General features: G+C 32.4%; 11 protein-coding genes. All 11 read left to right on the top strand.

Features of this window, described 5'->3' with window-relative positions; translation table 11 throughout:
* The first annotated feature begins 268 nt into the window (after positions 1-268).
* The gene (locus BA768_RS04345) at positions 269-649 is read left to right on the top strand and encodes a hypothetical protein (RefSeq protein WP_065719844.1); all 381 of its coding nucleotides are present in this window, start codon (positions 269-271) and stop codon (positions 647-649) included.
* Between the two features lie 398 nt (positions 650-1,047).
* Positions 1,048-2,181: an aminotransferase class I/II-fold pyridoxal phosphate-dependent enzyme gene (locus tag BA768_RS04340; RefSeq protein WP_065719843.1), complete on the top strand. Its 1,134-nt coding sequence runs from the start codon at positions 1,048-1,050 to the stop codon at positions 2,179-2,181.
* A gap of 214 nt (positions 2,182-2,395) precedes the next feature.
* A complete protein-coding gene (locus BA768_RS04335; protein ID WP_317039933.1) occupies positions 2,396-2,965 on the top strand; it encodes a sugar transferase in 570 nt (189 codons plus the stop codon).
* Entirely contained in the window at positions 2,962-3,615 is a 654-nt protein-coding gene (locus BA768_RS04330; protein ID WP_228388289.1) for a DUF3575 domain-containing protein, read from the top strand. Before BA768_RS04335 ends, BA768_RS04330 begins: the two co-directional genes overlap by 4 nt.
* A 197-nt stretch (positions 3,616-3,812) precedes the next feature.
* The gene (locus tag BA768_RS04325) at positions 3,813-6,164 is read left to right on the top strand and encodes a GumC family protein (RefSeq protein WP_065719842.1); all 2,352 of its coding nucleotides are present in this window, start codon (positions 3,813-3,815) and stop codon (positions 6,162-6,164) included.
* A 57-nt stretch (positions 6,165-6,221) separates the two neighbouring features.
* Positions 6,222-7,301: a hypothetical protein gene (locus BA768_RS04320; RefSeq protein ID WP_065719841.1), complete on the top strand. Its 1,080-nt coding sequence runs from the start codon at positions 6,222-6,224 to the stop codon at positions 7,299-7,301.
* 82 nt (positions 7,302-7,383) lie between these two features.
* Complete coding sequence (locus tag BA768_RS04315; protein ID WP_065719840.1) at positions 7,384-8,430, top strand: EpsG family protein; 1,047 nt, start codon at positions 7,384-7,386, stop codon at positions 8,428-8,430.
* Positions 8,427-9,308: a glycosyltransferase family 2 protein gene (locus BA768_RS04310; protein ID WP_065719839.1), complete on the top strand. Its 882-nt coding sequence runs from the start codon at positions 8,427-8,429 to the stop codon at positions 9,306-9,308. Before BA768_RS04315 ends, BA768_RS04310 begins: the two co-directional genes overlap by 4 nt.
* 22 nt (positions 9,309-9,330) lie before the next feature.
* Positions 9,331-10,545, top strand: a complete 1,215-nt coding sequence (locus BA768_RS04305) for a glycoside hydrolase family 71/99-like protein (RefSeq protein WP_065719838.1) — start codon at positions 9,331-9,333, stop codon at positions 10,543-10,545.
* Between the two features lie 10 nt (positions 10,546-10,555).
* Complete coding sequence (locus BA768_RS04300; RefSeq protein ID WP_065719837.1) at positions 10,556-11,626, top strand: glycosyltransferase family 4 protein; 1,071 nt, start codon at positions 10,556-10,558, stop codon at positions 11,624-11,626.
* 122 nt (positions 11,627-11,748) lie between these two features.
* The gene (locus tag BA768_RS04295; RefSeq protein WP_065719836.1) at positions 11,749-12,873 is read left to right on the top strand and encodes a glycosyltransferase family 4 protein; all 1,125 of its coding nucleotides are present in this window, start codon (positions 11,749-11,751) and stop codon (positions 12,871-12,873) included.
* Positions 12,874-12,939: the final 66 nt, after the last annotated feature.

Genomic DNA, 12,939 nt, shown 5'->3' with positions numbered 1-12,939 from the left:
TTGACGCATAGTACTTTATTTTCTGTGTTATTCTATATGAATGTTTTTTTACTAAAATGAGTTAAATCTTATCTTGCCTCTCATAAAGAAGGTAGATCAAAGGATAAAGGAAGGATAACCAGTCTATAACTGGGAGATGTAGACTTGGTAATATCTATACTACAAAAAGGAAAAAATAAACCTAATGCGGAAAGATGGGGAAATGAGGAGCTTTCTCATCAGGTGATAGAGGGCACATTTAATTTTAGACAACCAAAAAAATAGAAATATGTCTAAATTAAATGACTCGCTGTTATCAGGATCAAGCGGCCGCACCGGTCGCCTTGTAGTAGCAAACGTAAACGGAACGGAAATTCTGAGAGTACGTGCAAGAAAATCAACAAAACCGGTGTCACCGAAACTGGAGCTAATCTGGACAAGAATGAAAACCTATTATGCTTTCTTGGAATCTTATAAGAATTATGCATCAGCATTCTTCGGGGTAAGAGTAGGAGTAAATCCTCTTATAATCAGGCAATGGCAAGCCTTCTCAATGCTTTCAAACTTAACTATACTGCTATGGAACTCCAGATCGAATATCCCGAAATTCAGTTTTCAAAAAGGATCTTACCGGTGCTGTTGCTACAGGGATAGAATCAACTCAGCCTAAGATCCTCAGACTGGAATGGTATAATGCTGGAGGAAATGCAGATGATCCTCAGATATTGTGTGCTGTAGAAGGGGAAGCGTCTACAGTATTCTACGAAAATACCATGGATAAAGAACTTGAACTGACGCTGCCGACAAGTCTGTCGGGAAAAGCGCTGCATGTATATATGGCGTTTAGAAGTGCAATGTACTTGGATGCTTCAACTTCAGCGTATGTCGGTTTGGTAATTATTAATTCCTTAAATTGTTACGAGTCTTTTATAAAGGCTATTTTCCCGTTTTGTACAGCAATTGAACTCACACACTGAATATTCCTTTAGGTTAATAACAAATTTTAGAGGATTAACCTACCTCGGTTGAATGAAATTAAGTAAATTTGCAGCGAAATAGATATAAACGATGAACTCAAAAATATGGCTTTCTTCCCCACACATGGGCGGAACCGAACAAAAATATGTGAACGAAGCATTCGCTGCAAATTGGGTAGCCCCTTTAGGTCCAAACGTAGACGGTTTTGAAAAAGATTTGGAGACTTTTCTAAATGAAGATGTAAAGGTGGCGGCACTTTCTGCCGGAACAGCTGCATTACATTTAGCTTTAATTGAATGTGACGTGAAACACGGTGATGAGGTGATTTGTCAGTCGATGACATTTTCAGCTTCTGCGAATCCAATCGCTTACTGCGGGGCGACTCCTGTTTTCATAGACTCAGAAAAAGATACTTGGAATATGTGTCCGGTTGCTTTAAAGGAGGCGATTGAAGACAGAACTTCTAAAGGAAAGAAACCGAAGGCAATTATCGTCGTTCATCTTTACGGGATGCCTGCAAAAATGACTGAAATTTTAGAAATTGCAGATAAATATGATATTCCTGTCATTGAAGATGCTGCAGAAGCTTTAGGCTCAGCGTATAATGGCAAAACTTGCGGAACATTCGGACGTTTTGGGATTTTATCGTTTAACGGTAATAAAATTATCACAACCTCCGGTGGAGGAGCTTTGGTTTGTCATAATCAGGAGGATAAAGATAAAGCCGTTTTTCTTTCAACTCAGGCAAGAGATAATGCACCACATTATCAGCATTCGCACATCGGCTACAATTATCGTATGAGTAATATTGTTGCGGGAATCGGGCGTGGACAAATGGAAGTATTAAAAGACAGGGTAGAAGCACGCAGAAAAATGCATGATTTTTATGTCGAACTTTTCAAAAATATTGATGGTGTTGAGGTTTTTTCTGAACCTTCAGAAGAATATTTTTCCAATCATTGGCTGTCTGCGATCATAGTTGATGAAAAAGTAACGGGAAAAACCAGAGAAGATTTGAGGTTGGCTCTGTTGGAGGACAATATAGAATCGAGACCTTTATGGAAACCGATGCACTTACAGCCGGTTTTTGTTGACACTCCGTATTATGGAACCAATGTATCTGAGAGGTTATTTGATAATGGTCTGTGTCTACCTTCGGGCTCTAATCTTTCTGACCATGACAGAGAACGTATTGAAAAAATAATCAAAGAATTTTTTTCTTAGTCTATTTTAATTAAAATTAATATAAAAATCAGCTTCTTACTTTTACGATGAGGTAAGGAGTTTTTATTTATAAATGATTTTATCTTACAATGAGGTGTTGATTTTGAATGGAATATTTCTGTTGAGTAATTCTGCTTTCGTAATATTCCTTAAAACTTTAAGATTATTTGTAAATCAACATCTTTCCCTATCTTTACAGACCAATTTATTTTAAGTGAAAAAATATCCTTGGTGGAAAGTAGCAATGGATTATGGTCTCAGTTTTCTGATAATCTTAATCTTGCTGCCTTTGTTTTGTATTCTCTTCCTGATCTCTTCATTAGATACAGGTTTTCCAGGTATATTTAAACAACACCGTATCGGCAGATTCGGAAATACGTTTATCATATTTAAATTCAGAACTTTTCATCCAAAGGCTCATACGAAATCAGCAATAGGAATTTGGATGAGAAAAAACAAATTAGACGAACTTCCTCAGTTATTTAATATTCTCAAAGGTGATATGTCTTTAGTAGGACCAAGACCGGATGTAGCAGGATATTATGATACTCTGGTAGGCGAGGATAGACTCATTCTTGGTCTCAAACCCGGACTTACAAGTGAAGCCAGTATTAAATTTAGAAACGAAGAAGAAATTTTGAATCAGAAGAGAAATCCTTTAAAATATAACGATGAGGTTCTTTTTCCTGAAAAAGTAAAAATGAATTTGGAATATTATAAAAACCTTTCCTTTAAAAAAGATGCACAGATTTTGCTTAAGACATTCTCTGTTTTAAAAAAATGAAACATCAGAATAATATGAAGTACAGTAATGGTTTATTTCTTAAAATAATTTCTCTTTCAGTTTTTCTTTTAGTCATAAATATACAATCTCAAACAGTACTAAAGATTAATGCTCCTTTCACTGTAATTGGTATCGTAAATCTTGCGGTAGAAAAACCTTTTGGTAAAAATATTTCTCTTCAGGCAGAAGGATTTATTTCGCCATGGAAATCCTTCCATGGTAAAAATCTACAGATATATATGGGAACCTTAGAGGGAAGATATTATTTTAATGAAATAATGAAAAAATGGTATGTGGGGACATATGGATCGATTGCGGCGTTTGATTTGCAAAAATGGAATTACTTAACAAAACAGCCTGTTTTAGATGACGTAGGAAATTCTCAATATTTGGATGATGGTAGTATACGTACTGCAGAGATGTATCAGCGGGGGGTTGCTTTTGTTTTCGGAATAAGCGGGGGCTACCATTTTACAGTTAGCGAAAATTTAGGTTTAGATGTTTTTGCCGGTATAGGTTCTGTACAATCTTTTTATAAGGGCTATATTAAAGAGAATAACGAACGCTATGACAAGGCAAAAAATTGGAATAAAAGCGGAGAAATTATTCCTACGCGTGCTGGTTTAATGATAACTTATATACTCCCGTAACTGAGTTCGTGGCAAAGATTTTTTATTAAATAACTGGAACTAAAAAATATTAAAAAAATTAGGAATCAATTTCATCAATTATTCGCATGATAATCATTTTTAATTGGGAAGATTTTATAATTATAAATATATTTGCAAGGTTTCAAGTAAAATCGTTCTAATTAAAAGATAATTCTCAAAAAATATAATCCAACAAAATGGATAACAAAAAAAGTAAAGAAATTGACATAAAAGAAATTATAAGTCCCTATCTGAAAAATCGGAAGTATTTTATTTTGGGGGTAGTGATTATGGCATTGTTTGCTATTTACAAGATAAAATCTACTGTTCCTGTTTATAAAGCTCAAACTACCGTATTGATTAAGGATGCAAAAAAGATGTCTGCTGCATCCGGAGACATCGGTGTATTGCAGAGTTTGGGTGGGTTTTCTGGAATGGGAACCAATAGCATAGAAAATGAGATTGGTGTTTTTGAATCTAAAACAATTGTTGAAGATGCAGTAAGAGAACATAATTTTCAAACACCTTTGTATGCAAGACAAACACTGAATTCCATTGAGCTTTACGGAAAAACTAGCCCACTTACAATACATGTCGTTCAGGAAAAAAAAGACACTGAACAGCCAAAAAAAGAAATATCTATCAGAGTTGATGGACAAATGATAGTTTTATCTTCAGAAGAATTTGATGGCGAGATTATCACTACTTTTGACAAAATTACGTCGTTGCCTTTTGCATTTATACTGATTACAAAAAATAAAGATTACGTAAAATCTGCCAGTAAAGATATTTCCGATATGTATTTTACATATAGCAGTTTTGAAGGTGTGGTTGAAGCATATCAAAATGCTTTAATTGTTGATCTACTCGATAAAGAAGGTACCATTATAAGTCTGTCTGTAGATTTTGAAAATACAGAGAAAGCAAAAGATTATCTAAACAGCCTCGTAAGACAGTATAATAACTATGCTATAAATGATAAAAATATTGAGTCAAAAAGAACTAAAGAATTTATTGACAAAAGAATAGCTCTTATTGCTAAAGAACTTGGTGATGTAGAGACACAGAAGGCGACATACAAATCAGATAACAATATAGTAGATTTACCTTCCGAAGCAAAAATAAATCTCAATCTTAAGGAACAAAGTAAAGCTCAGTTACTCGAAATTGAAACACAGATTGGTATAAATAAAGTATTGCAAAATACCTTAGATGCAAAAGGTATCGGTGATGTACTCCCTTTAAATGTCGGACTCGATAATGAATCTTCGGCAAAAGTAATTCAAGAGTACAATGCCCTTATTTTACAAAGAAATAAATACATTGAGAATGCGACACCAGATAACCCTATTGTAAAGGAGATTAACAGACAGATTGTTGATGTGAAATCATCACTTGCCCAGTCATTGCAAAAAAATGTGACTACTTTGCAGTTCGCAAGAAATAAGATAGAAACCCAATTAGGGAGTTCTCAAAATATGATAGAGAAAATTCCTTCTCAGGAAAAACTTTTTAGAAGTATTGAAAGACAGCAGCAGATAAAAGAAAGTCTATATTTGCTGTTATTACAAAAAAGAGAGGAGGCTGCAATCAGTATGGAAATCACTGCTGAAAAAGCCAGAATTATAGATAAAGCATTTATTTTCAGTAAACCTGTAGCTCCTAAAAAATTATATATTGCCGCTGCATGCATCTTTATAGGATTATTGATTCCATTTACATTTATATACATTAAGCAGCTGCTGCAGAGTAAAGTTATTACGCGCTCGGATCTTACAAAGCTTACGAAATTACCTATTATCGCTGAAATTCCGAAATTAAACAGTAAAGGATCAAGTTTAATAAAAACCAATGATGTTTCTCCGATGGCAGAATCTTTCAGGATTTTGGTTACCAATATGAAATTCTTGCTTACACAGAAGAAATCCACCTACGTGATTTTAATTACATCTTCGGTAAAAGGGGAAGGTAAAACATTTGTTTCAACTAATTTATCAATGGTTTTGGGCTCGGTGAGAGATAAAGTACTGGTAATTGGAGCTGATGTAAGAAATCCGCAGTTACAACGGTACAACCCATCAATGAAACAGGCAAAGGGCTTGAGTGAGTTTTTAAGTGGTGAAAATCTTTCACTTAATGAAATAATTCATGAAAGTGGCTATAATGAAAACTGCGATTTTATATATTCAGGAACTATTCCGCCAAATCCAACAGAACTTCTTCAGAATGGAAGACTAAAAGAACTCCTGGAAACGGTTAAAAACAGCGAAAAGTACAGTTACATCGTTTTAGATACAGCTCCTCTTCTCTTGGTAACAGATTCGTTCCTAATTACAGAAAACAGTGATTTGGTAATTTACGTTACAAGATCTGAAGTATCTGAAAAGAAATATATTGATTTTCTAAACAACTCTGTTGAAGATAAAAAACTAAGTAATGTAGGGATAGTGCTAAATGGAATTAAAGCAACAAATTTAGGATATGGTAATAAATATGGATACGGATATAATGCCGAAGTTAAAAAATGGTGGCAGTTTTTCCATCACTAAATCTTCTGCCTAAATGCCTTTATAGAAAGACATTTGTTAAGACATACATTTTATGATATGATATTATTCCTATCTAAGTTCCCAACTACAGATGAAGAGTTCAGGGATGGTTTTTTTCAACGGGTAACCCATATAGATAAGCTTTTTTGTGATTGCAGAAAGGTATATATTACTGCTTCTCCGTACAGGAATTTCAGAAAATTTATAGCAGTTCAGAACAATGATAGAGTAATTATAAAATGTAATTTGTTTTTGCATTTAAATTTGATAATAAAATACTTTCTTAAAGCAAATCTTGTTTATATTCAGTCAATACACAACATTCTCTACCTGTTTTTATTTATTAAAATATTTAAAAAAAGATACGTTTTAGACTTACACGGTCTTGTTCCGGAAGAATTTAAATTATTTAAAGATTATAAACGAGCAAGAATCTTTAATACCTTAGAAAAATATATATACAATGATTTGAACTATGTAATAGGGGTTACAAACAAGCTGATAAACTATTATTCCGAAAAATATCCAAAGGCAAAAGCACAGTACATTGTTTATCCGATATTGCCTAATAATTTAGGTGAAATAATAGAAACAGAACTTGATGATGCGTGTAATGATTCTGTAGTAAACATCATCTATAGTGGAAATCTTCAGCCATGGCAGAATATAGACTTAATGATCAGTCATATTAAAAAAATAAGTTGCGCCAAAAATTATTTTTTTCAAATTCTTACCGGGCAGGTAGAAGAGATGAAAAGGAAAATTTTGGATTCGGGGATTGCTACGAATAACATTGATATTCGGGGAGTATGCCCCGCAGAATTGGAAAACTATTATAAAAAAGCACATTACGGATTTGTGTTGAGGGATAATATTGCTGTTAATAACGTTGCTTGTCCAACGAAATTAATAGAATACATGCACTATGGAATTATTCCTGTAGTACTCTCTGAAGATATAGGAGATTTTAAGAGTATGAACTATGAAAGACTCAGAGTTAATGAGCTTTCATTCAATCTTTATGCAAGGAAAAGTAAGAGAAATGGTCAGATATGTAAAGATATTTATTTTGAATCTGAAAAGGGAAAAAAAGCAATAAGAGAATTATATAAAGGGCCACTCTCGAATACCATCTGATTAAAAAAAATTGTAACTGTAGCTGAATATCTCTTTGGAAATTTTATTATTCATATATATTGTACACCTCCTGTTGGGATTGATGATTGAGAATTTATATTCTCGATATCTTGCTAACGTCTGCAACTTTCTTCTTTTAGCTATTATTCTTATTTTGTCAGTAGGAGTAACAAAAATGGCCGATTGGGAAATGTATAGATGGTTTTTTAAGCTTGAAACCGATCGTACAGATTTTATATTTTACAGGCTTAGTGTGCTCTTTAATGATATGCAACTGAAGTTTACTGACTTGTTTCAGTTCCATATTATTATTACAATATTCATCAATTATTTTTTGATAACAAGATTTAATAAAAATTATTTCTATGTTATGTTGGCTTTTATGGTACTCAATTATGTACATTCAGTTAACCAAATACGGTATTTTTTAGGATTTCCTTTTCTTTGCTTGGGATTTTATTATTTAATGCTAAACAAAAAAATAGTTGTTGCCGTACTACTCTTCATTTTGGCCTGCCTTTGTCATTCAGCAATTTCACTGCTGCTTATATTTATACCTATCTATTATTTTATAAATAGAAAGAACTTTTTAAATTTTATCTTGCTGGGGTCGTTTCTAGTTGTTGCCACTATTTTTTTGATCTTCAAATTTAATTTAGCGGGTAAGTTTAATCACTTTGGAGATTATTTGGTTCAAGAAAACATGACCAGCTTGGTTGGTGGTCTGTATACTGCTTTTCCCTATATATTAAATTTGGCATTTTTGTACATTCTCAATAAAGACGTCCTTAAGATTTTTCCTGAGTATGAACATGAGCCTGTGTACGTTTTTTTATATAAAATAAGTTTTTTTCCTCTTTTATTTATTCCTATATCTTTTTTGATTGATATTTTGGGACATCGTTACGTTATTCCATTTCATATTTTTTGGTGTATATTTTTCCTTTTCCTAACGAAAGATCTAGAGCATAAGAACCGTACTGTTAAATTTTTGATTTTCGGAGCTATACAGATTGTCTGTGCCATGTTTTTTTATATTTTTCCGGACTATGTTTTGAAAGACAATCATTATCGTGATGAACTTGAAACAATGATGATGTCTATTAAATATTTAAAAGATATTTTATGATTAAACTATCGATCATTATTGTGACATACAATTCTTTGCAACATATCTTCAATTGTTTGGAGTCTATTTATCAGTTTAATGATTTAGAACAAGACGATTTTGAAATTATTATTGTTGAAAACGGTTCCCTTGAAAGTTTTAATGAAATGTCCAGACATGTATCTGATAAATACGGAGAACGGATAAAAATGGTGAAAAATGAACAAAACAAGGGCTATGGGCAAGGTAATAATGTCGGTGTAAGACTTGCGAGTGGAAAGTATATTTGTATCGCAAATCCTGATATAATTTTTAAGGCTCCAGTTTTTAAAAAAGCTCTGAAATTGTTTAAAGAAAATAAACAACTTGCAATGATAGGGGGTAAGCAGAGTGGTGGTAGAAACAGCTCTTTTCTTAACAGACCCGAATATGATTTCTTCATTTTGACTGCTTTTCTAAGCGATTCTTTAAACAAAATTAATCTGTATTTTCAAAAATTCTTTTATCTTTCGGGGGCATTGCTGTTTATAGATAAAGATAAATTCTTCGAGATCGGGCTTTTTGATGAGAGTTTCTTTTTGTATTTTGAAGAAAGTGATATTACACAGCGTTTTTTAAAAAAAAAATATTCTACTAAATTCATTAAAGAATTTACTTATGATCATTTTATAGGGGATAGAAGTATTACTGTGGAAGAAACATTTGATATTGAAATTGATTCTGTCAAAAAATATTGTTTGAAATATGACTTTAGTTTTAAATCATTTGTTAATAAAAGAATTTTATCTTATAAAATAATGAAATTTCTTTTTAAAATTATAGGGAAAGAAGAGCGAGTACGGACAAGTGAAATTTATCTTAGCCGATATTTAAAAATTAAGAAAAATCATTATAAATAATGGAAATTTCTAATAGTAAAAGATGATCAAAATTCTGTATTTTTTTCTATTGCTTTTGGGAGTGGGCGAATACCATTCACAGTATAGACATACAGTTAAGCCACATTTTAATTCTTTTCATGATAAAGTGATGTCGGGCTATCAGGGGTGGTTTACTGCGGAAGGGGATAGTGCAAAAATTGGTTGGCATCGTTATGCCAAAGATTGGGTATTTAACAGTAAAGTATCCTCTTTTGATGCATGGCCAGAAACCAAAGAATATAAAAAACTCTATAAAACACCAATTACGGATTCTGAGGGTAATCCTACCTTTTTATTTAGCTCCAACGATCAGTCTACTACAGATTTGCATATGAAATGGATGAAAGACTATAACATTGATGGTATATTCTTACAACGTTTTTTTCTGGCATTTAATGACGCAACAAGACAACATAATTTGAAGGTCTTAAAAAACATGATGCAGGCAGGAAAAAAATACGGTCGATCGCTTTCGGTAATGTATGATATAAGTGGTCTGAAAACAGATAAAGATGCAAATGAGGTGATCTCAGATTGGAAATATTTGGTAGATCATCTCAAAATTACGTCTCAGAAAAACACTCCATACCTTTTCGATAAAGATAAACCTATTGTAGGGGTTATTATAGCTGGTCTTAAAGATTCTCCGTCAAATATTCAATACATAAAAAAAATAATTGATTTTTTGCAGAATGATAAAAATTACGGTAATTGCAGTATTGTATTAGGTGTGCCTTTTTACTGGAGAACACTAAATAATGATAGTACAGCAAATATCTTTCTTCATGACTTGGCAAAAAGCAGTAATTACATTATGCCATGGTCAGTCGGGAGAATAAGATATAATAATATGTCAGAAGTCTTAAATGTTATGCAAAGCGATATGGCTTGGTGTGACCAGTACAAAATAGGTTATCTGCCTGTAATTTATCCAGGCTTCAGCTGGCATAACTCAGTTTCGAATGCGCCTCTGAACGAAATTCCTAGAGATAAGGGAGCATTGTTTAAAAAACAGATTGATATAGTTCAAAAAATCAGAGCAAAAAATATTTTTGTCGCAATGTTTGACGAGATCAATGAAGGAACAGCCGTATTCAAATTATCAAAAAAGCCTCCCAGTAATTCAGAAATGAGGTTTATACCTTACGAAAGCGAAATTTCAGAAGATTATTACCTACAGCTCCTTCAAAAACTATCTGAAAACTTAAAAAAATAAAAAAATTTCGATGAAAATTGTTATCAATGCGAGATTTCTTACTCAGTCAATTACAGGTGTTCAGAGATTTGCGATAGAAATTTCAAGATACCTAAAAAAAGAACTTGGTGAAGATGCTGTTTTTGTTTCACCAAAAAATATAATTCATTCTGAAATTGCAGAGGAATTAAATGTTAAGATATTAGGGATAAACCGATTTCATTTATGGGAACAAATCGATTTACCGTTATTTTTACTTAAAAATAAATCGCCTTTACTGCTTAATCTATGTAATACAGCACCGCTTTTTTACCGAAATAATATTGTTACTATACATGATATCGCTTTCGAAATATTTCCTCAAGCATATTCTAAAGAATTTTTGCTTCTTTACAAATATCTATTACCGAGCATCGCTCGTTCTTCCAAAAAAATTATTACAGTAAGCAACTTTTCAAAATCAGAAATTATAAGGCTTTATAATATTTCTGTAGATAAAATTATGGTCGTAAATAATGCTGTAAACAAAAGTTTTTGTGCAGTGCAAAATGAAGAGCTTAAAAAGGAACAGTATTTTTTAACAGTTTCTTCTCTTAACTACAGAAAAAATCTGAAACTGGTATTGAATGCCTTCAATATTTTGAGCCAAACAGATGAAGAAATTCGCCTGTATATAGTAGGGGATATCAATGGAAAAAGTTTTTCGAGATATAATCTGGAGGAATTTAAATCAAATACCAAAATAAGTTTTTTAGGTCGTCTTTCAGATGTAAGACTGATGGAATACTATACAAATACCATAGCTTTTATTTATCCTTCACTATATGAAGGATTCGGTATACCCCCTTTAGAAGCTCAAAAATGCGAAGCTCCTGTCATTGTTTCAGATATCCCCTGCTTTCATGAAGTTTTTTATGATAGTGTTTTATACACAAACACAGAAAATCACTACGAACTGAAAGATAAAATGAACCTTTTTCGTGATGAAAATTACAGAGCTCTTTATATAAAGAAAGGCAGTCAGAATCATATAAAGTATAGTTGGGAAAAAAGTGGCAGTGAAGTTTTGAAAATAATTTTGAAAGCCATTACAGCTCATTAAGAATAATAAATCAAGGTAAAGAGTATATATTATTTTTATTTAGGTGTAATAAAAGATATATTTGTAAAACTTAATTATTACTAAATTCTGCCTATGTTAAAGTTTATTTTATTCTCATTATAATGAAAGTAGCAATTGTACAAGACTGGCTTACAGAATTTGGTGGTGCTGAAAAGGTCTTTAAGCAAATCCACAAACATTATCCTGAAGCAGATATATTTACGTTAGTTTATCATAAAGACGTGCTAACCCATTTAAATATTGACGAAGCAAAAGTTACATCATCATTTATCCAAAGATTGCCATTCGCAAAAAAAAAATATAGAAATTATCTGCCTTTCTTTTCGCTTGCTATAGAGACTTTTGATCTTTCTGAGTATGATTTGATTATAAGTTCGTCCTATTGTGTAGCCAAAGGAGTATTAACACATTCTGGGCAGAAACACTTATGCTACTGTCACTCACCTGTAAGATACGCTTGGGATTTGCATCATCAATATCTGAAAAAAGAAGGTCTACAGAGAGGAATAAAAGGTTTTTTCGCTAAGTACTTTTTACATAATCTCAGAATTTGGGATATAATTTCACTAAATAGAGTAGATCAGTTTATTAGTAATTCAAATTTCATTAAAGAAAGAATTGAAAAAACTTACAATCGTCAGGCTATTACTGTATATCCACCTGTTGACGTTGAAAATTTTGAATATTCTCATGAAAGAGACGACTTTTATCTTACGTGTTCCAGAATGGTTCCTTATAAAAAAATAGATCTTATAGTTGAAGCTTTCTCGGCAATGCCCGATAAGAAGCTTATTGTTATAGGTACTGGACCGGATTTTAAAAAAATCAAACAGATTGCTACTGCAAATATCACCCTTTTGGGCTATCAACCATTTACTATATTGAAAGATCATATGCAGAGAGCAAAAGGGTTTGTATTTGCGGCAGAAGAAGATTTTGGCATTGTACCTGTTGAAGCTCAGGCATCTGGAGCACCTGTAATTGCTTATGGTAAAGGCGGCGTTTTGGAAACTGTGATCGATGGTGAAACAGGGATTTTGTTTGAACATCAGACTGTTGAGTCGCTAATAGGTGCGATAAACAAATTCGAAAACCTATACAGTACTTTTGACGTTCATGCGATAAGAAAAAATGCAGAAAAATTTGAAGAAAAAATTTTTGATCAACAGTTTAAATTAATTGCTGATAAACTTACAGCCGATAAATACGACGGTAAAAAATCTTGAATAAGAGGGTATTTACACGAAATGGAGTAGATTAATTTTCTTTATATTTGCATGAAATTTATTTTT

This window comes from Chryseobacterium sp. CBo1 (assembly GCF_001693475.1).
GTDB classification, from domain to species: Bacteria; Bacteroidota; Bacteroidia; order Flavobacteriales; family Weeksellaceae; genus Chryseobacterium; species Chryseobacterium formosense.
This window is presented reverse-complemented; position numbering and strand designations above follow the sequence as displayed.

Coding starts and splice junctions, on each gene's coding strand:
- BA768_RS04345 (WP_065719844.1), top strand. CDS start 269: ATGTCTAAATTAAATGACTCGCTGTTATCAGGATCAAGCGGCCGCACC.
- BA768_RS04340 (WP_065719843.1), top strand. CDS start 1,048: ATGAACTCAAAAATATGGCTTTCTTCCCCACACATGGGCGGAACCGAA.
- BA768_RS04330 (WP_228388289.1), top strand. CDS start 2,962: ATGAAACATCAGAATAATATGAAGTACAGTAATGGTTTATTTCTTAAA.
- BA768_RS04325 (WP_065719842.1), top strand. CDS start 3,813: ATGGATAACAAAAAAAGTAAAGAAATTGACATAAAAGAAATTATAAGT.
- BA768_RS04320 (WP_065719841.1), top strand. CDS start 6,222: ATGATATTATTCCTATCTAAGTTCCCAACTACAGATGAAGAGTTCAGG.
- BA768_RS04315 (WP_065719840.1), top strand. CDS start 7,384: ATGATTGAGAATTTATATTCTCGATATCTTGCTAACGTCTGCAACTTT.
- BA768_RS04310 (WP_065719839.1), top strand. CDS start 8,427: ATGATTAAACTATCGATCATTATTGTGACATACAATTCTTTGCAACAT.
- BA768_RS04305 (WP_065719838.1), top strand. CDS start 9,331: ATGATCAAAATTCTGTATTTTTTTCTATTGCTTTTGGGAGTGGGCGAA.
- BA768_RS04300 (WP_065719837.1), top strand. CDS start 10,556: ATGAAAATTGTTATCAATGCGAGATTTCTTACTCAGTCAATTACAGGT.
- BA768_RS04295 (WP_065719836.1), top strand. CDS start 11,749: ATGAAAGTAGCAATTGTACAAGACTGGCTTACAGAATTTGGTGGTGCT.